A 17,288-nucleotide genomic window follows, 5' to 3' on the forward strand; every position below is an offset into this window, starting at 1 on the left:
GCTCCTTCAGGCGGTGGGTGCGGGAACGGGCGCGGGGCGGCGGGAGCGCAGGCCGACAGCGGCGACGAGGGCGCCGAGCAGGGAGAAGCCGCCCGCCGTCAGGAAGGCGATCCGGTATCCGGCCAGCGCGGAGTCGCCGAGCGTCATCATCGACGCCAGTACGGCCACGCCGATTCCGGCGCCGATCTGGACGGCGGAGGTGACCAGTCCCGAGGCCAGCCCCTGCCGCTCGTCGGGCAGGCCGGCGACGGCGGCGATGTTGAGGCTGGGGAAGGAAAGCCCGTTGCCGATGCCGTGCACGACCAGGGCGGGCAGCAGCATCGTGACGTAGTCGCCGGTGGCCCCCGCCCGCAGGAACAACAGGATGCCCGCGCCCTGGACCAGCATTCCGGCGGCGGCCACCCACCTCAGGCCGTACCGGCTGATCAGCCGGCCGGCCAGGTTGGCGGCGATGACGATGGCCAGGCCCATCGGGACGATCCCCAGCCCGGTGGCCAGCGCGGTGTAGCCGAGTACCTGCTGCAGGTACAGCACGGCGACGAACTGCCAGCCGATCGTCGCGCAGGCCCAGGCCAGCGCCGCGAGATTGGCGGCGCCCACGGTGCCGGACCTGAACACCTCCAGCGGGACGAGCGGCGCGGACCGCCGGCGCTCGATGACGACGAAGGCACCCAGCAGCAGTACGGCCACGCCCCCGGCCGGCCAGCTCTTCTCGGTCAGCGCGAACACCAGCAGCAACACGCCGCCGGTGACCGCGGCCGCGCCCGCGACGTCGAACCCCTCACGCGCGCCGGGCGGCCGGACACCACGTGGCAGCACCAGCGGCGCCGCGGCCAGCACCAGCAGGGCGATCGGGACCGGCAGGAAGAACACCAGCCGCCAGCTGATCTCGGTCAGCAGGCCGGAGGCGATCAGCCCGGCGGTGTATCCGGTCGCCCCGGCCAGTGAGTAGACCCCCAGCGCCCGGTTGCGCTGTGGCCCCTCGGCGAAGGTGGTGGTGATGAGCGACAGCGCCGCCGGGGCGGTGAGCGCGGCCGCCACCCCCTTGATCACCCGGGTGGCCACCAGCGGCCATCCGTCCGACAGCAGCCCGCCCACCAGGCTCGCCGCCGCGAACACCGCCAGCGAGAGCAGGAACACCCGGCGGCGGCCGAACAGGTCGGCGATGCGTCCGCCGAGCAGGAGGAAGCCGCCGTAGGCGACGGCGTAGCCGGACATCAGCCACTGCAGGGTGCTTTCCGGCAGCGACAGATCACGCCCGATGGCGGGCAGGGCCACGCCCATCAACGACAGGTCCATCGAGTCCAGGAACACCGCGGCGCACAGCAATACCAGGGCCACCTGCCGGCGGCCATTGGTTCGGATCACGAACACTCTCCATCTGCGTGCAAACAATCGTTAGACAGACGGTTTGGACCGTATGCCGGTAAATCATCTGCTGTCAAACAGTCTGATTGGAGATGGATGTGCGGTAGGCTGACGGTCGAACGCACGAGGGAGAGTGATCGTGACAACGACCAGAACGACGGACCGCGGGACGGCGTACTTTCCCCGGCTCGCCGCCGAGCGGCTCGACATCGCGCTGTGCCGGGCGTCGGCCGCCGTGGCCCGCGCCGCCGACGCGCATGCCACGGGGGAAGGGCTCGGAGTCGGGCAGCACCTCGTCCTCCAGATGCTCGACGCCGTCGGCCCCTGCTCCCAGCAGACGCTCAGCGAAGAACTCCGGATCGACCGCAGCGTCATGGTCGGCATCTGCGACGGCCTGGAGGAGGCGGGCCACGTCCGCAGGGAACGCAACCCCCGCGACCGGCGCTCCTACGCCGTCACCATCACCGACTCAGGCCACCGGCGGCTCACCCAGGCACAGGCCTTGATCCCGGACTTCCTCGAGGACACCTTCCAGGCCCTCACCCCAGGCGAGCGCGGCCAGTTGAGCGCGATCCTCGCCAAACTCCTGCGGGCCGGCGCCGTCGGCCCTCGCTGACCCAACACCTCATCCCCGGCAGGAGGGCCTTCGGCGAGCAGTACGCCGATCGGCCCGAGGCGTGAGCCGACAACGTCGGGGGGCCTTGGCGAAGCCGGAAAACGCGCCGGCGAGCGCGTGGTCAGGTGCTCTGTGCCAGGTGCCGCTTGTAGAACGGGATCAGTTCGTCCCCGCACAGCACACGCCGGACGTCACCGGACACGGTTCGTCTGGTAAGCCCATATAGCGAGTTCGACCCGGTTCCGGACGCCGAGTTTCGTCATGAGACCAGCGAGATGGAACTTGACCGTACTCATGCTGATGTGCAGTTCCCGGGCGATCTCGGCGTTGGTCCTGCCTCGCGCGACCCGGCCGAGCACGTTCTCCTCCCGGTCCGTCAACGCGTCGATGGGCTGGGCCGGCGCGGTGGGCGGGCCGCCGGTGGCGAAGGTGGCGAGCAGCCGGGCGGTGATGGCCGGGTCGATGAGCGCGTCACCGTGCACGGCGGCGTGAATCGCCCGGAGTAATTGATCCGGTTCTGTTCCCTTGAGGAGGAAGCCACGGGCTCCCGCTCTGAGGGCTCCGTAGATGTGCTCGTCGGTGTCGAACGTGGTGATCACGACGACGGCGATCGGATCGTCCACGTCCGGCCCGGCGACCAGGCGGGTGGCTTCGATGCCGTCCAGGATGGGCATGCGGATGTCGAAAAGGCACACGTCGGGTCGCAGCCGGTGGGCGAGCGCGACGGCCTCGCGGCCGTCGGCCGCCTGGCCGATCACCTCGACTCCAGGCTGGCTGTTGAGGATCGTGGTCAGTCCTGCCCGGACGATGCCCTGGTCGTCGGCGACGAGCACGCGGACGGTCATGGCGCGGCGACCCCTCGGGGAAGGACGGCCCGGACGCTCCAGCCGCGGTCCGGATTCGGTCCGGCCGTGAGCGTGCCACCGAGCAGGGTGACGCGCTCGGTCATGCCGACCAGTCCGAAGCCGGGCTGGTCGGCACCCGGCGTGGTGCGGGCACCGTCGTCGCTGACCGTCAGCCGCACCTCGGTGGCGCCGCCGGTCACCTCGACCTCGACCCGGGTCGCCTGCTGTGCGTGGCGGGTGGCGTTGGTGATCGATTCCTGGGTCACGCGGTAGACGGCGCCTTCCACGGCCGGTGACAGGTTCGTCAGGTCGCCGCTCAGCCGCACGCCGATGCGCAGCGCGTCGGTGCTGCCGGTGACGAGATGTTCGATGTCGGCGATCCGGCGCTGCGGGGCCGTGGCCGGCTGTCGCCTGCGGTCGCGCAGCGCGCTGACCATCGTGCGCATCTCGGCGAGTGTCCGGGCCGCCTCGCGGTTGATGATCTCCAGGGCCTCGGTCGCCCCGCTGAGCGATGACGATCGGGCGAGGAACAGCCCCGCCTGAGCCTGGATCGCGATCGCGGAGACGTGATGGGCGACGGTGTCGTGCAGTTCCCGGGCCAGTTCCTCCCGCTCCTGCAGTTTCGCCTGTTCGATCCGCTGCTCGCGTACGGTCGCCCGGTAGCGGCTGGACACGCCGAGCGCCGCGGCGAGAAGCACCAACGCGGCCCCGGCGATCGTCTCGGCGATCCCGGGAAAGTCGATGCCGACGATGACCGTGATCGCGAGGGCCACGACCGCGAGCCCGATGACCGCGTCGCGGTCGCCACGCCAACGCAAGAGCGAGTAGACGAGCACCAGAACGGTCCAGCCGCTGTACAACGCCACGGGTTCGGCGCCCGCGACGAGCGCGGCCACGTCCAGGGTCGCGAACCCTCCGAACGCGAACGCCACCGCCGCCAGCGGATGGGCCCGCCGGACCAGGGTGGCGAACGCGAGACCGCATCCGAAGACGACGGCGACCGGTCGCCAGGCCAGGTCCTGGCGGAGCACCCCTTCGAGCACGACCCCGGCCATGACGATCGCGGCGAGTGCCCAGTCGCGTCGGCCATACGGTGGCGCGTGCCGTACCGCGTCCCACAACGACGTCGCTGCATTCGGCACGACAGCCACAGTAGCGTTCGGGCGGTCGTGACGGACCGGCCGTAAGACCAGCCGCCAACCTGGCCTTTCGGCCAGGGAGAGCCTTGTCCGTACGGCTCGGGCGCCGGGCCGCCGGTCCGGCCCAGACTGGAGGCCGTTCAGCGCCATCGGGCCACCGGGAGGGGTACCACCCATGAGCAGGGATCGGACGAGCGACCTCACCGACACCAAGACCGACGTCAAGGTCGTGCTCTGCGGCCTCTGGGTCGCCACGCTCTTCGTGTTCGCGTACGTCGACATCTTCGGCTTCTTCCGCAAGGACGTGATCGACGGCGTACTCACCGGCAGGGTGTCGAGCACCGGCTTCACCATCGACCAGATGTTCCTCCTGCTCACGACCTGCTATGTCGTGGTTCCGGCGCTGATGGTCGTCGTCTCCCTTGTCGCCAAGGCCCGCGTCAACAGGCTTGCCAACATCGTCGTGAGCCTGTTCTACGTGGTGACGGCGGCGGTGACAATCGTCGGCGAGACCTGGATCTACTACATCGTCGGGATCGTCATCATGTCCATGCTGATGCTGGCGATCGCCCGAGTCGCCTGGACGTGGCCAAGAAACTGACTCCTCTGGTACGGTACGGTACCGTACCAGAAAGTGGAGTCGAGGAGATGCCCATGGTCAGCCCGGCGGAGCTCAGGTCGGCCGCCAAACGTCAGGCGATCATCGACGCCGCCCGGTCGGTGTTCCTCGCGGGCGGCTTCGCCGGGGCCAGTGTGGACGAGGTGGCCGCGCTCGCCTCCACCTCCAAGCGGACCGTCTACGGGCTCTTCGGCGACAAGAAGGGGCTGTTCATCGCGGTGATCACCGAGGACATCGAGGCCGCGGAACACCGCTCGCACGACAGCGTCGAGGCGCTGGCGACCAGTCAGGACCTCGCCACGGACCTGCGCGCCTTCGCCCGCCGGCACGTCGCGAACGTCATCCAGCCGCACATCATGCGCCTGCGCCGGCTCATCATCGGCGAGGCCGAACGCTTCCCCGACCTGGCGAGCACCTGGTACGCCAACGGCCCAGGACGCGGCCACGCCACCCTGACGAGGGTGTTCACCGCATTGACCGAACGCGGCCTGCTGAGAGCGGACGACCCGGCGCTGGCGGCCCAGCACTTCAACTGGCTGATCCTTTCGATCCCGCTGAACCAGGCCATGTTCCACGCGGGCGACGACCACCTCACCCCCGCCGACCTCGAGCACTACGCCGACGAGGGAACCCGGGTGTTCCTGTCCGCCTACGGCGTGAGCCGACCCGGCAGGCAGGCGACACCGGCAAGGACGTAGGCCGGCCGCATCGACGCGTGTCCCCCAACCCCATCGACACCGGAGGATCATGATGTCCAAGGTGATCTCGGCAGACGGCACAGTCATCGCCTACCAGCGCTTCGGCGGCGACGGCCCGCCACTCATCCTGATCACCGCGGCGCTGTGCGACCGCACCGCGGTCGGCGCGCTGGCCGGGCAACTGGCGCCCGCGCTCCCCTCGATCGCCTACGACCGGCGCGGCCGCGGCGACAGCGGCGACCTCGGCGCCTGGACCGTCCGGCGGGAGATCGACGATCTCGCCGCCCTCATCGACGGAGCCGGTGGCAGCGCCGCGGTCTACGGCCACTCCTCCGGGGCCGCCCTGGCCTTGCACGCGGCCGCAGCCGGACTGCCCATCACCAAGCTCATCCTGCACGAGCCGCCCTTCACCCCCGCCCAGGACGGCCAAGACCAGCGCGAGCGCCAGGCCGCCGAGGAACGGGCCGGAAGGGAGCAGGCCGATACCATCCGCGCCCTGCTCGCCCAGGACCGCAGGGCCGAGGCCGTCGCGGCGTTCCTGGCACCCACCGGGATGCCGCAGCAGATGGTCGAGCAGATGAGCAACGACCCCGTGGTGCAGGCCGTCGCCCACACGTTGCCGCACGACCCGTTCGACGTGGTCAGCGCGAGCAGCCGAGGCGGCGCCACACCGGCCGAGCAGGCCGAAGCCGTCTCTGTCCCGACACTCCTGCTCTGCGGCGGCGACAGCTTTCCCTGGATGATCGAAACCGGCGCCCAGCTCGCCGCCGCCATGCCGGACGGGCGTCATCACGTCATGCCGGGCCAGCCCCACGTCGCGGCGCCGCAGGTGCTGGCGCCGGTGCTGACCGGCTTCCTGCTCAGCGGATGAGCGACGACCGGGTACTCGCCATCAGCCAAGGAGCGACTGGCCGCCACCCGCCCCGTTCCGGCGGAACGGCCAACGGACGGGCTTCACCTTGATCGGCGGAACGCGCCGGAGGCAGGAGGTGTCGCCGAGGCGTTCGTCGCGGATGAAGCCGACCACGATCGAGATCGCACAGCCGGTGGGGTCGCCTTCGGGCACGTGCCCCGTATTGGGTATCGACAGGAACCGGGCGCGGGGGAACCGCGCGGCGTTCAGCCGGCCGTTCTCGTCGGTGGTGTTGCTGTCGAGGTCTCCGGAGATCACGAGCGTGGGGACGTCCGGAAGCTTCCCGCTCAGCTGGTACGGCCGCGCCGGTTTCCTGGGCAGTCTGGCGTTTCGCGGCGTCTACCATGGATTTCGTGTTCAGTCCGAGTGAGGATCAGAACCGGCGGCTGCTTCGGGCCCGGGACGCGATGGACCGGGAGTTCGCCGGCCCGCTCGACGTTCCCGCTCTTGCCCGGATCGCCCTGATGTCGCCGACGCACTTCACCCGGTCCTTCCACGCCACCTTCGGCGAGACTCCGCACCGGTATCTCCAGCGGCGCCGTATCGAGCGCGCCATGGCCTTGCTCCGGTCCACTTCGGTCAGTGTCACCGAGGTGTCCACCCAGGTCGGTTTCGAGAGTCTGGGCACGTTCAGCCGTACGTTCCGTGCCATCGTCGGCGTGCCGCCGACCGACTACCGGGCCCGTACGCGGCCCGTCGACGTCCCCGGTTGCTTCGTCAAAGCCTGGAGCAGACCAAGTAGTTTTGGATAAGGCTCCGCGCATTCGCCGGCCATAGTGTTCTGCGCATGTTCACCCACATCAGCATTCACTCTGTCCTTGTCCTGGACCAGGACGAAGCTCTCGACTTCTACGTCGGGAAGCTGGGTTTCCAGGTGTCCTCCGACGTCGACATGGGATTCATGCGCTGGCTCACCATCGCCCTTCCGTCCGATCCGGACCGGCAGATCCTGCTGGAGGTGCCGAAGCCGCCGAGGCTCAGTGAGGATGTCGCCACGCAGGTACGGGACCTCGTGACGAAGGGCGCGCTCGGTGTCGCGGCGATCCTCAACACCGACGACTGCCGGCAGACCTACGACACCCTCCTCGCCAAGGGCGTGGAGTTCACCGAGAAGCCGACGCGGCAGCCGTACGGCATCGATTGCGCGTTGCGTGATCCGTTCGGCAACCACATCCGGATCACGCAGCCGGCCGCGGGGCCTGTCGAGGTCACCGAGGAGGACATCGCGCGCTGGCGGGGCGGCAGCCAGTAGTGACCTGCGGTGAGGCGGCGCGGCCCGGGTTCGCGGTGGAAGGCAGGGGTCGGCGCCGGTCGTATGCCACCTGCCACAATGGACGGATGACGGACCATGAGACGGATCCACGTGACCGCCCGGCCCCGTTTGGTGTGATCGTTGGACTGACCACGCTGTCTGCCATCGCGGTCATGGTGGTCACGCATCTGCTGGCGACGCCTGTCAGCATGAAATGGCTGCTCGTGGGGCCGATAGCGCTCGTGGTCTACGAGGTGGTGATCCACGAGCTCTGGTGGAGGCGATGGTGGGGCGCCATCCCCGGGGCTTTGGCCGGGCTGGTGATCTACTTCGAGGGGCGCGAGATGGTCACCGGCTTCGTGGGGCCGTCGTGGGCCGGCGCCGTGGCGTACGTGGCGGCTTGGTCCGCCTTCGCGGCGATCTTTGCGCTGGCCAGCCGAGTCAGCGTCTTCGCCGGGGATCGACCGCTTCGCGACAGCGGTGACGACGAAGAGCCCCGGCCTGCCTGACCCGGCGGCATCCTCCATCGCGTCGTCTGCCGAGCCCAGACTCGACAAAATAAAAATATCCCCATACGATTACTGCTGTGCCGAGAGTCGCCGATCATGCGGAGCGCCGCCGTCAGGTGGTGGAGGCCACGCTGCGGGTGATGGCGGCCCGGGGAATGGAAGGGCCCACGGTGGCCGAGGTCGCCGCGGAGGCGGGGGTCTCCGTGGGGCTGGTGCAGCGCTACTTCCCCACCAAGGACGAGATGCTGTTGCTGACCTTCGAGTTCCTCGGCGCCCGGCTGATGATGCGGATCAAGACGGCGTGGGAGGCGGGTGGCCCGGTCAGGGAACGCCTGCGCCGATGCCTGCTGGAGTTGCTTCCGCTGGACGATGAGCGCATCGCGGAGATCAGGATTTATCAGGTTTTCTGCGGCAGGGCGATGGGCAATCCCGCGCTGCGGCGGGTGCAGGTGGCGCTCCATGCCACCGCACGGGCGGACCTCGCGGCGGCCATCGCGCAGGCGATGGCCGAGGGAGAGGTCCGGGGCGAGCGGGATCCCGGCGAGGAGGCGGCGCTGTTGTGGGCCCTGGTCGACGGGCTCGCGGTGCACGGTTGCGCCGATCCCATCGGGCTCCCGCCGGCCATGGCCGAGCGTCTGGTCGAACGGCAGTTGGACCGGCTGTTCGGCTGAGGCGTTTCCCATGGCTCGTTTTTGAACAACGGTTCAGCATCCGGGACGGCGCCGTGCCGGCCGGTTCGGGAGCTCCATCACATCCACATCGGAGAGGACATCATGATCGAGATCAATGTCTGCGCCGCGTTCCTTCCTACGGTGAGCGCATGACGATCACCCACGCGACGGAGCTGCGGCTGACCGCGCGCCCGGACGCCGAACTGCGCGAGGAGCACTTCGAACTCGCCCGCACCGAGATCGGCCCGCCCGGCGAGGGCGAGTTCCTGGTGCGCAACGACTGGATGCTGCTGTCGGTCGTGATGCGGGAGCTGATGGACGCCGAGCCCCACCCCGACCTGCCGATGGCCGCCTACGAACTGGGCCGCCCGCCCTGGGCGCCCGCGGTCGGCACCGTCGTGGCCTCCCGCAGCGCACGCTTTTCCGCCGGCGACCTGGTCCAGCACATGTACGGCTTCCGCGACCACGTCCTGGCCGGCGAGGCCGACGAGTCGTTCACCCCACTCGACCCCGGCCTGCTGCCCGGCCCGGAATACCACCTCATCCAGGGCGGCACCGCCTGGCGCGGCATGGTGACGCTCGCCGCGGTGGGACCCGGCGACACCGTGTTCGTGTCCGGAGCCACCACCGGCGTCGGCGCGGTGGCCGGCCAGTTCGCCCGATGCCGCGGCGCCAAGCGGGTGATCGGCAGCACGGGCAGCAAGGAGAAGATCGGCTACCTCACCGACGAACTGGGCTTCGACGCCGCCTTCGACTACCACGACGGACCGGTCGCCGCCCGGCTGGCCGAACTGGCACCGGACGGCATCGACGTCTTCTTCGACAACGTCGCCGGAGAACAGTTCGAGGCCGCGCTGGCACTGGCCGCACCGAACGCCCGCTTCGTGCTCTGCGGCTCGCTGTCGGGCCGCAACCCCACCCTCGACCTGGAACCCGCCGTCCTGCGCGACGTCACGATCCGCGGGTTCACCACCCCCTACGACAGCGATCCCACCTGGATCGAGCACTACAGCCGGTGGGTACGCGAGGGCCGCTTCGTCTTCCCCCACACCGTGATCGAGGGCGGCCTGGCCGCGGTACCCGGCGCCCTCATCGGCCAGCTGAACGGCAGACACCGGGGGACGACCCTGGTCCGGCTGTGAAGTCAGCAGCGCCGGGAGCCGGCTCACGAGATCAACCATAGGAGCACGAGAATGAAACTGAACGGTATCTACGCTGGCATCCCGGCCGTCGATCTGGCCGCCTCACAGCACTGGTACGAGCGGCTCACCGGCTTGAAGGGCGACGCGGAGTCGGCCCCCGACATGGTCGTCTTCGAGGTCTCCGGAGACAACGGCTTCGAACTCGACCGCGTCCAAGCCGTACCGGCCGGGACGGGCTGGGGTCTCCGGCTCGTGGTCGAGGACGTGGAACGTGAGCGCGCGAGCCTGATCGAGAACGGGTTCACTCCCAGCCCGATCGAATCCGTCTCCAGCCTCGTGGCCTTCTGCCACCTGCACGACCCCGACGGCAACCTGGTCACATTGGTCCAGGAACTGAGCTAGCCATGGACGTTGTAGGCCTTTGCCAGGCTTTGGTGCCGTGAGAGGCCGGCAACCTTGCCGTCCATAGCCGGTTCCCGGGCCCGGTGCGCGGAAGTCCGAGCCGGCCCCTGTCGGTAAATCTCGGGACTGCAATCCGCCATCTCGGCAGAGGTCGCGCGTCGTGGTCGCTAGCGTCCAGCGGGTGCCTCGTCCATGGGTTCGACCTGCCGGGATGGTCCTGGCGTCGGTGCTGCTCCTGTCCGCGGGAGCTTCCCGTGCGGGGGCCGCGCGCCTGCCGTTCGTGACCACCCATGCCACCAACGCGGCGCTGCCCGCCGATCCCGAGCCGTTCGCCGTCAACGACGGCACGCTGCTGCACCCGATCGTGTCCGCCATCGTCCGTGACCGGCCCGGCGGTCGCCCGGTCGCGAGGCTCGCGGCCCGCCAGCTCGGCAATCCGACGTGGGTGCCGGTGGTGGAACGGGTTCCGGGGTGGGCGCGGGTGCTGCTGCCGGCCCGGCCCAACGGGTCGACGGGGTGGATCGCCACCGGCGGGCGCGTGCGGCTGGCCCGTACCACTTACCTGGTGGGAGTCGACGTGCGGGAGCGTCGGCTCACGCTGCTCCGGTACGGGCGCCCGATCGGGAGCTGGCGGGTCGCCGTCGGCGCGGCGGAGACGCCGACACCTGTGGGACGCACGTTCCTGCTCGGGTCGTTGCGGGAGAACGGCTCGCTCGTGCTGCCGACCGGCGCTCATTCAGACACCTTGGACAGTTACGGCGGTGGCCCGGGCACGGTGGCGCTGCACGGCTGGCCCGACCCATCCGTCTACGGCCAGGCGGTCAGCCATGGATGCGTCCGGGTGCCGGACGAGGCACTTCGAGCACTGTCGAGGGTGCCGCTCGGCACCCTCGTCCTCATCCACTCAGGGGGAATTGATGCGTAGGAAGTCTGCATTCGTCATTTCGACCGCGGCGCTGGCGCTGGCGGTTCTGGCGCCGGCGTCGCAGGCCACGACCGATCCCGGCGGATCCAGCGCCTTCGGGCTGGCGGCCGCGGATGCGCTGGGGATCGCGCCGATGCCGGCCGTACAGGCCGATGGAGCCCGTCCGGCGCGCAAGAGCGTGACGGAGCACCCGGCGAACAAGCTGGTCAACGCCAAGGCGCTGGAGGTGGACGCGCAGGGCGACCGGGCCGGCTCCCGGGCCGTCGGCGTGGACGCGCTGGCCTCCAAGCTGACGGCCGACGCCGTACAGGTGCGTTGTGTGGGCGGGTCGGCAACCGCGAGGATGGCGAGCGCCGTCGTCGACGGCAAGCCGATCGAGTCGGCGCCCGCGCCGAACACGACCATCCCGGTGGAGATGAAGGGGGTCGGCACCGCGAGCGTCACGCTGAACAAGCAGCAGCGCAACGCCGACGGCGGGATGACCGTGACCGGCGTCGCGATCGCCGTGCCGGTGGGTGACGGCAAGTACGAGTCGATCGACCTGGCCTCCGCCACCTGCGCCGGCGCGGGCCGGACGGCACAGGCGCCGTCCGGCCAGACGGCACCGGTGCCGGTCGCCGTCGACGACCGCGGACCGCTGCAGGAGGGCGCACCGCTCCAGGAGGCCGCGCCGCCGATGCCGTCGAACAGCAAGCTCCCGGTCGCGGGCTGAACATCGCACCACGTCCGTCCGGACCCCACCACCCTGGCTCACCGTCGAGTCCAGGGTGGTGGGCCGCGGCGCCGGTCGGCACTTGATTGTTTCCGCCGGGTACTCGGCGCCGCCCTCACGCTCGACGCCGACCCGCGCGACACGGGCGCGGCCAGCGGCACCCTCACGCTGCTGCGCACCATCGGCGGCGCACTCGGCATCGCCCTGCTGGGCACCCTGTATGCCGCCCGGGTACGCGGTAGCAGATCACTGTCACGTACCTGAGTCATCCGGGTCCGATTCGGAGCCGGTGGGTGGCTGTTCGATCGGGAAGAGGATCGGGCTGAGCAGGTGCTGTGTGCGGTCCGGCGTTGGCTGGTTGGTCAACATGGGCAGGATCACGCGACGGAGCTGGCTGATCATCTCTTCCCGTTCGCCACGGGTGAGCCAGATGGCATGCTGCCGGTAGCCGACGAGGTCCGCCACCGGGTCGACATCCTCGTGGTCGAGGTAGGCGTTGAATTCGGCGACCAGGACGGCCATCGCGGTGGCGAAGGCGCGCCGGTGGTCGTCGGGCGTCATGGCCGCGAACGCGTCGGCGTAGATGGCGGCCCGGTCGTGGCGGAGCCGGTAGCGGCGTTCCACCGCACCCCGCACCCGTCTCTCACCCGCCACCTCCAGGATCCCACTGGCCGCCAGCAGGTCGACGTGCCGATAGACCATGGCCTTCGAGGTGTCGGGTATGCGAGCGCACAGCTGTCCGGTGGTGAGTTCCCGCTCTCCGCGCATCGCATGCACGATCCGCAGCCGTACCGGATGCGCCAGAAGCTCCAAAGTGTCCACATACAACGATCTCATGCTGTGCTACCGTTCGCAAAACAGTAGAAGGGATGGTGTTGGAATGACCAGAGGAACGGATCCGGTGACGATCGCCGCGGCGGTCGTTGAGATGGCACAGGGTGGGCGCTTTGCGGATATTGAGGAATTGTTCGCCCCGCCGTTGCGGGCGGTGGTCTCCGCTGAGACGCTGCAAGCCGCCTGGGAGAGCCAGCTCTCCACGATGGGGGCGATCTCCGCGGTCGCGACGCCGATCAGCGAGTCGGCCCCCGAGAGCTGGGTGACCGCATCGGGGAAGGCCGGGCTGGTCAAGGTGAGCGTCCCGGTGACCTGCGAACGTGGCGGGCTGACGGTGGTCATGTCGGTCGACGAGACCGGACTGCTGCAGGGCCTGCAACTGGCACCCGAGCTCACCGAGCCGTGGACGCCGCCCGCGTACGCCCGCCGTAAGAGGTTCGACGAGCACGAGGTCACCGTGGGTTCCGGTCCGCTGGCCGTACCCGGCACGTTGAGTGTGCCGCGCGGAGACGGGCCGTGGCCCGCGGTGGTGCTGCTCAGCGGCGGCGGGCCATTCGACCGGGACGCCACCAGCGGCCCCAACAAGCCCCTCAAAGATCTGGCCTGGGGGCTGGCCGGGCGCGGTGTGGCCGTGCTGCGCTTCGACAAGGTGACCCACGCCCACGCCGCCGAGGTGGCGGCCGACCCGGCGTTCACGATGGGCGAGGAGTACGTCCCGCACGCCGTCGCGGCCATCCACATGCTCCAGCGCCATCCGGACGTCGATGCCGCACGTGTGTACGTCGCGGGGCACAGCATGGGCGGCAAGGTGGCCCCGAGGGTCGCCGCCGCCGAGCCGTCGGTGGCCGGGCTGGTGCTCCTGGCCGCTGACACCCAGCCCATGCATCGGGCCGCCGTCCGTGTCGTCCGCCACCTCGCCTCGCTCGATCCCGGTGCGCGGGCCGCAGTCGAGGCGATCACGCGGCAGGCCGCACTAGTCGACAGCCCTCGGCTGTCGGCCGAGACACCCGCGACGGAGCTGCCGTTCGGCTACTCCGGGACGTACTGGCTTGATCTGCGAGATTATGACCCGGTCGCGACGGCGGCAGCGCTGGACAAGCCGATGCTCATCCTGCAGGGCGGACGCGACTATCAGGTGACCGTCGCAGACGACCTCGCGGGCTGGCGGGCAGGACTCGGCCACCGGGCGGACGTCACCATCCGCGTCTACGACGCCGACGACCACCTGTTCTTCCCCGGCTCAGGCCCGTCCACGCCCGCGGACTACGGCAAGCCCCAGCACATGGACGCGGCCGTGGTCACCGACATCGCCGACTGGCTGGCCCCGCGTCAATCGGCGATCGCCCGGCTCGCCTCCAGCTTCAAACGCTGACCATCTCACCGGCTGCACTCGGATGCTCGGCCGGTCACGGACGTAGCGATGAGTTCGGCAACACAGGAGGAACACGTGGCTCAGCTACTGAGAGTCCAGAACTTCAACGTCTCAAGTGAGGGGATCGGCGCCGGTGCCGATGAGGATCAGAGCCTCGAGAACCCGTTTGGCCGCGCCAATGCCGAACGACTGTTCGCCTGGGCCGGCGCCACGGCGAGCTGGCCTATGCGCACCGACCCGGGAGGGAGCCGGGGCCTCGACGACTACTTCACGCGGGACTACGCACGCGACATCGGTGCCGAGATCATGGGCCGCAACAAGTTCGGACCCCAGCGCGGACCGTGGAAGGACCATGAGTGGCGCGGCTGGTGGGGCGACGAGCCTCCGTTCCGCACTCCTGTGTTCGTGATGACCCACCACGAGCGCCCGTCGTTCACGCTGTCGGACACCACGTTCCACTTTGTCGACGGTGACCCGGCCACGGTCCTGGAGCAGGCGCGGGAGGCGGCGCAGGGCAAGGACGTCCGGCTCGGGGGCGGGGTTACCACCATTAGGCAGTTCCTCGACGCCGACCTCGTCGACACCATGCATGTGGCGGTCTCGCCGGTGAAGCTCGGGTCCGGAATACGGCTCTGGGAGTCCCCCGATGAGCTGCTCGACCGGTTTCACCTGGAGATCGTGCCTAGCCCGAGCGGCGTGACACATCACCTGTTCTGGCGAAAGTGACATGAGGGCCCATTCGGAGTAGTGCCCCCCAGAGGTTCTTCAGGGCGCCGCGGTACTGTCGGTCGATCCGGGGCCTCGTCGGCAGCCCGGTTCGGCGCTGATTGGGCGGCCTGCCACCCGGCTGCCCGGCTCCAGGCCGCTGCCGCCGATCAACTCCCGCCCGCGTCGGGCCGGCGCGCGGGATCCTCGTCCAGTGCCCGCGCCACCAGGCCCCGCAGCGGCTCCGGGGCGCCCGACACATCGGGGTCAGGAAAAAGGGCCGTCTCCCAGCGCGTCTTTGGACGCACAATCTCCGGCGTGATCGGGATGTACTTCCCTGCGGACAGGGGGCCGATCACTCATCAAGGAGAACCATGAGACTCAAGCGCGCACTCACCACGGGGGCTCTGCTCGCCCTTCCCCTGATGGCCGTGTTCGCCAGCCCGGCGATGGCGGCCACCAGCGTGAGCGGCGTCGGCGGCCAGCTCACGATCAATTCGGGGAACGTCGGCGACGAGATCAACATCAGCCTCGAAGGGGGATTCCTGGTCGTCCGGAACTTCCAGGACACCATGAACACGCCCAGCTTCAACTGCCAGCGGCTCGACAGCCGCACCGTCCGCTGCCCCAGCGCCGGGATCAACAAGATCCAGGTGCAGACGCAGGGCGGCGCCGACGTCGTCCGCAACAACACGGCGCTGCCCACCCGGGCCTTCCTCGGCCCGGAGGGCGATCAGTACTCCGGCGGCAGCGCCCGGGACTTCGTCAACGGCGACGAGGGCAACGACCTCATCGACGGCAACGGCGGCAGCGACATCCTCATCGGCGACAGCGGAGGCTTCGACCAGGTCTTCGGCGGCCCAGGCACCGACCTTTGCGACGCCGAGGCGGAGAACTCCTGCGAACAGCAAGCCTGAAGGAGCAGGCATTGAAGATCAAAAACACGAACCGCCAGCCATCAGCCGGCGCTTGCAGCCGGGTGAGCGGTGAACCACACATCGGCGCAGGTCGGGGCAATGCGCCTCCCGTTCCTACGGTTCCGGTCCGAGGTTCACGTAGGTAGGCCGACGTCGAAACCATGATCTGAAGCAGAGCGTGACACCACAGGCCAGCGGGCCCCTACTCACGGGTAGCGGCCCGCTGGATGTCGCTGGATTCCTCGGCCCCGGCGATCCAAAGGCACCCAGGTCCTCATGGCCGACGGTAGTGCCAAGCCGATCGAGCAAGTAGAGGCCGGCGAGAAGGTCCTGGCCACAGACCCGGAAACTGGACAGGCCACACCTCGGGGAGTTGTCTATCTACGCACTAATCTCAACACGGGCGAGGAATATGTGGGCATCGCCGAGCCGGGCAATTGGATTCACGCTGGCGGCGGCAAGGAGCCGATACCTGGTAGTGTTCTCACAAACAAGCGCTACCAAATGAGCGACCCGAAATATAAGGCGGCGGGGTGGCGACGTATGTTGATCAAATACCGCGAGGGGGATCTGCTTCAGATTCCAATAATTCACGATAGAGCGGCGACCGGCCAGGTCGTGAAGACGCTACAAGGAAACATCATACTAGGCGTTTTCGATTCGCCACACGGAATGCGCGAAGCTGTCGACGTCGCCGAGCTCGATCTCGATATTCCGATATTTTTGGCCGAGACGATGGATTCAGCGATCGAGACCGGTACCTGGAGAATCGTAGGGAGCCGCTCGGTTTCTCCGAATATAATAATACCTGTATACAAAGTACCGGTTGGCTTGCAAGGTGATTACTATTTGCAAGACGTGTATGGAAATATCGGTCAACGGCTCTCACCAAATGAGGCGCGCCTCCTGAAACACCCGAGATCCTATTCTCCAGCACTCATCGAAGGGGCGATTCGCGCCTTCTACGGGCATGAGCCATGGCTGCCGCTCTATGACGAAATCGCGCAGTAGCGAAAAAGTCGCAGGGATTCGACGAGATGGAAACTCGCGGTTGGAGCCCGGCCTGGACTTTTGACGTCGACAGAGAAAGTCCTGACCTGCAGCGTCGTTTCGACGTAAGGCGGGCTGCGACGATCATCGCCACGGAGAATGGCTCCGAACCTTGGCCGGTACTCGGTAGGGCGAGCACGGATCTCGGCGAACAGTGCGCACGAACAGGAATTTCTTCCCGGTGTAGGCGTCGTCCGCCGACCCGGGTCCCAACCCCGTGGACGAGAACGACCGCCGCCAAAGGGCACCTGGTACCTGCGGCTGCAGTGCAAGACCAGCGCGGGGAACCTCTACCACTACACCTCGCCTGCGCAGTCCGGCGACGGGTCGGTGTACGTGAGCTGCGGCTCCGGCCAGACTCCTGGATCCTCAAATAGGGGCTGACCAGCCGATATGAGGACTGTGCCGCGCGCACGCGAGCAGCTTGCGTACGGCATGGGCTCTGCTGTAATTGGATTTGCAGAATTGTGCGGTGGAGCGTTGGCCGTGCCTTCTACTGACAGGGAGCCTTTTCCATCTTGATCAGCGGCCATCTTCAGCAGTCTGAAGTACGAGGATGGCCTGCACGATCGCGGTAGCTCGATGCGGGCAGCAGCGCA

At 68.7% G+C, this 17,288-nt stretch carries 21 protein-coding genes; 16 read left to right on the top strand and 5 right to left on the bottom strand.

From position 1 onward, the window contains the following. Positions 1-6: 6 nt before the first annotated feature. Positions 7-1,368: an MFS transporter gene (locus ACIBKY_RS41810; RefSeq protein WP_397105965.1), complete on the bottom strand. Its 1,362-nt coding sequence runs from the start codon at positions 1,366-1,368 to the stop codon at positions 7-9. A gap of 139 nt (positions 1,369-1,507) precedes the next feature. Between ACIBKY_RS41810 and ACIBKY_RS41815 the strand changes: the two genes are divergently transcribed. Next, positions 1,508-1,984 (top strand): MarR family winged helix-turn-helix transcriptional regulator, encoded by a 477-nt coding sequence (locus ACIBKY_RS41815; RefSeq protein WP_397105967.1) that lies wholly within the window; start codon positions 1,508-1,510, stop codon positions 1,982-1,984. A 191-nt stretch (positions 1,985-2,175) separates the two neighbouring features. On the opposite strand, the gene ACIBKY_RS41820 is transcribed toward ACIBKY_RS41815, so the two are convergent. Beyond that, positions 2,176-2,829: a response regulator gene (locus ACIBKY_RS41820; RefSeq protein ID WP_397105969.1), complete on the bottom strand. Its 654-nt coding sequence runs from the start codon at positions 2,827-2,829 to the stop codon at positions 2,176-2,178. Next, positions 2,826-3,971, bottom strand: coding sequence for a sensor histidine kinase (locus tag ACIBKY_RS41825; protein ID WP_397105971.1), 1,146 nt, complete (start codon positions 3,969-3,971; stop codon positions 2,826-2,828). Before ACIBKY_RS41825 ends, ACIBKY_RS41820 begins: the two co-directional genes overlap by 4 nt. 172 nt (positions 3,972-4,143) lie before the next feature. On the opposite strand from ACIBKY_RS41825, the gene ACIBKY_RS41830 reads away from it, so the two are divergent. The 3 genes from ACIBKY_RS41830 (at position 4,144) to ACIBKY_RS41840 (ending at position 6,156) form a co-directional block, all read left to right on the top strand. After that, a complete protein-coding gene (locus tag ACIBKY_RS41830) occupies positions 4,144-4,569 on the top strand; it encodes a DUF6326 family protein (RefSeq protein WP_397105973.1) in 426 nt (141 codons plus the stop codon). Between the two features lie 53 nt (positions 4,570-4,622). Further along, a complete protein-coding gene (locus ACIBKY_RS41835; protein ID WP_397105975.1) occupies positions 4,623-5,285 on the top strand; it encodes a TetR/AcrR family transcriptional regulator in 663 nt (220 codons plus the stop codon). Between the two features lie 61 nt (positions 5,286-5,346). Continuing rightward, entirely contained in the window at positions 5,347-6,156 is an 810-nt protein-coding gene (locus ACIBKY_RS41840; protein WP_397105977.1) for an alpha/beta fold hydrolase, read from the top strand. Positions 6,157-6,177: 21 nt separating this feature from the next. On the opposite strand, the gene ACIBKY_RS41845 is transcribed toward ACIBKY_RS41840, so the two are convergent. Continuing rightward, entirely contained in the window at positions 6,178-6,519 is a 342-nt protein-coding gene (locus ACIBKY_RS41845) for an alpha/beta fold hydrolase (protein WP_397106012.1), read from the bottom strand. A 32-nt stretch (positions 6,520-6,551) separates the two neighbouring features. Here ACIBKY_RS41845 and ACIBKY_RS41850 point away from each other — a divergent pair, with 32 nt between their 5' ends. From ACIBKY_RS41850 to ACIBKY_RS41885, 8 genes are all read left to right on the top strand, one after another. Beyond that, positions 6,552-6,950 carry a helix-turn-helix domain-containing protein gene (locus ACIBKY_RS41850; RefSeq protein WP_397105979.1) on the top strand — a complete coding sequence of 133 codons (399 nt, stop codon included), beginning with the start codon at positions 6,552-6,554 and terminating at the stop codon, positions 6,948-6,950. A 35-nt stretch (positions 6,951-6,985) separates the two neighbouring features. Beyond that, the gene (locus tag ACIBKY_RS41855) at positions 6,986-7,450 is read left to right on the top strand and encodes a VOC family protein (protein ID WP_397105981.1); all 465 of its coding nucleotides are present in this window, start codon (positions 6,986-6,988) and stop codon (positions 7,448-7,450) included. 86 nt (positions 7,451-7,536) lie between these two features. After that, positions 7,537-7,959: a hypothetical protein gene (locus ACIBKY_RS41860; RefSeq protein WP_397105983.1), complete on the top strand. Its 423-nt coding sequence runs from the start codon at positions 7,537-7,539 to the stop codon at positions 7,957-7,959. Positions 7,960-8,036: 77 nt separating this feature from the next. Next, positions 8,037-8,630, top strand: coding sequence for a TetR/AcrR family transcriptional regulator (locus ACIBKY_RS41865; protein WP_397105985.1), 594 nt, complete (start codon positions 8,037-8,039; stop codon positions 8,628-8,630). 149 nt (positions 8,631-8,779) lie between these two features. Beyond that, on the top strand, positions 8,780-9,772 hold the full coding sequence (locus ACIBKY_RS41870; RefSeq protein ID WP_397105986.1) for a zinc-binding dehydrogenase: 993 nt from the start codon (positions 8,780-8,782) through the stop codon (positions 9,770-9,772). A 51-nt stretch (positions 9,773-9,823) separates the two neighbouring features. Then, positions 9,824-10,174 (top strand): VOC family protein, encoded by a 351-nt coding sequence (locus tag ACIBKY_RS41875; protein WP_397105988.1) that lies wholly within the window; start codon positions 9,824-9,826, stop codon positions 10,172-10,174. A 211-nt stretch (positions 10,175-10,385) separates the two neighbouring features. After that, a complete protein-coding gene (locus ACIBKY_RS41880) occupies positions 10,386-11,099 on the top strand; it encodes a L,D-transpeptidase (protein ID WP_397105990.1) in 714 nt (237 codons plus the stop codon). Beyond that, positions 11,092-11,811, top strand: coding sequence for a choice-of-anchor P family protein (locus ACIBKY_RS41885; protein WP_397105992.1), 720 nt, complete (start codon positions 11,092-11,094; stop codon positions 11,809-11,811). Before ACIBKY_RS41880 ends, ACIBKY_RS41885 begins: the two co-directional genes overlap by 8 nt. A 252-nt stretch (positions 11,812-12,063) precedes the next feature. Here ACIBKY_RS41885 and ACIBKY_RS41890 read toward each other — a convergent pair whose 3' ends face one another. After that, positions 12,064-12,648 carry a helix-turn-helix domain-containing protein gene (locus ACIBKY_RS41890; protein WP_397105994.1) on the bottom strand — a complete coding sequence of 195 codons (585 nt, stop codon included), beginning with the start codon at positions 12,646-12,648 and terminating at the stop codon, positions 12,064-12,066. Positions 12,649-12,691: 43 nt separating this feature from the next. Between ACIBKY_RS41890 and ACIBKY_RS41895 the strand changes: the two genes are divergently transcribed. From ACIBKY_RS41895 to ACIBKY_RS41910, 4 genes are all read left to right on the top strand, one after another. After that, positions 12,692-14,017, top strand: a complete 1,326-nt coding sequence (locus ACIBKY_RS41895; protein ID WP_397105995.1) for a serine aminopeptidase domain-containing protein — start codon at positions 12,692-12,694, stop codon at positions 14,015-14,017. A gap of 75 nt (positions 14,018-14,092) precedes the next feature. After that, positions 14,093-14,743: a dihydrofolate reductase family protein gene (locus ACIBKY_RS41900; RefSeq protein WP_397105997.1), complete on the top strand. Its 651-nt coding sequence runs from the start codon at positions 14,093-14,095 to the stop codon at positions 14,741-14,743. A gap of 353 nt (positions 14,744-15,096) precedes the next feature. Then, on the top strand, positions 15,097-15,639 hold the full coding sequence (locus ACIBKY_RS41905; RefSeq protein WP_397105999.1) for a hypothetical protein: 543 nt from the start codon (positions 15,097-15,099) through the stop codon (positions 15,637-15,639). Positions 15,640-15,915: 276 nt separating this feature from the next. Further along, entirely contained in the window at positions 15,916-16,650 is a 735-nt protein-coding gene (locus ACIBKY_RS41910; protein WP_397106000.1) for a hypothetical protein, read from the top strand. Positions 16,651-17,288: the final 638 nt, after the last annotated feature.

Source organism: Nonomuraea sp. NPDC050394 (assembly GCF_044459065.1).
Taxonomy (GTDB): Bacteria; Actinomycetota; Actinomycetes; order Streptosporangiales; family Streptosporangiaceae; genus Nonomuraea.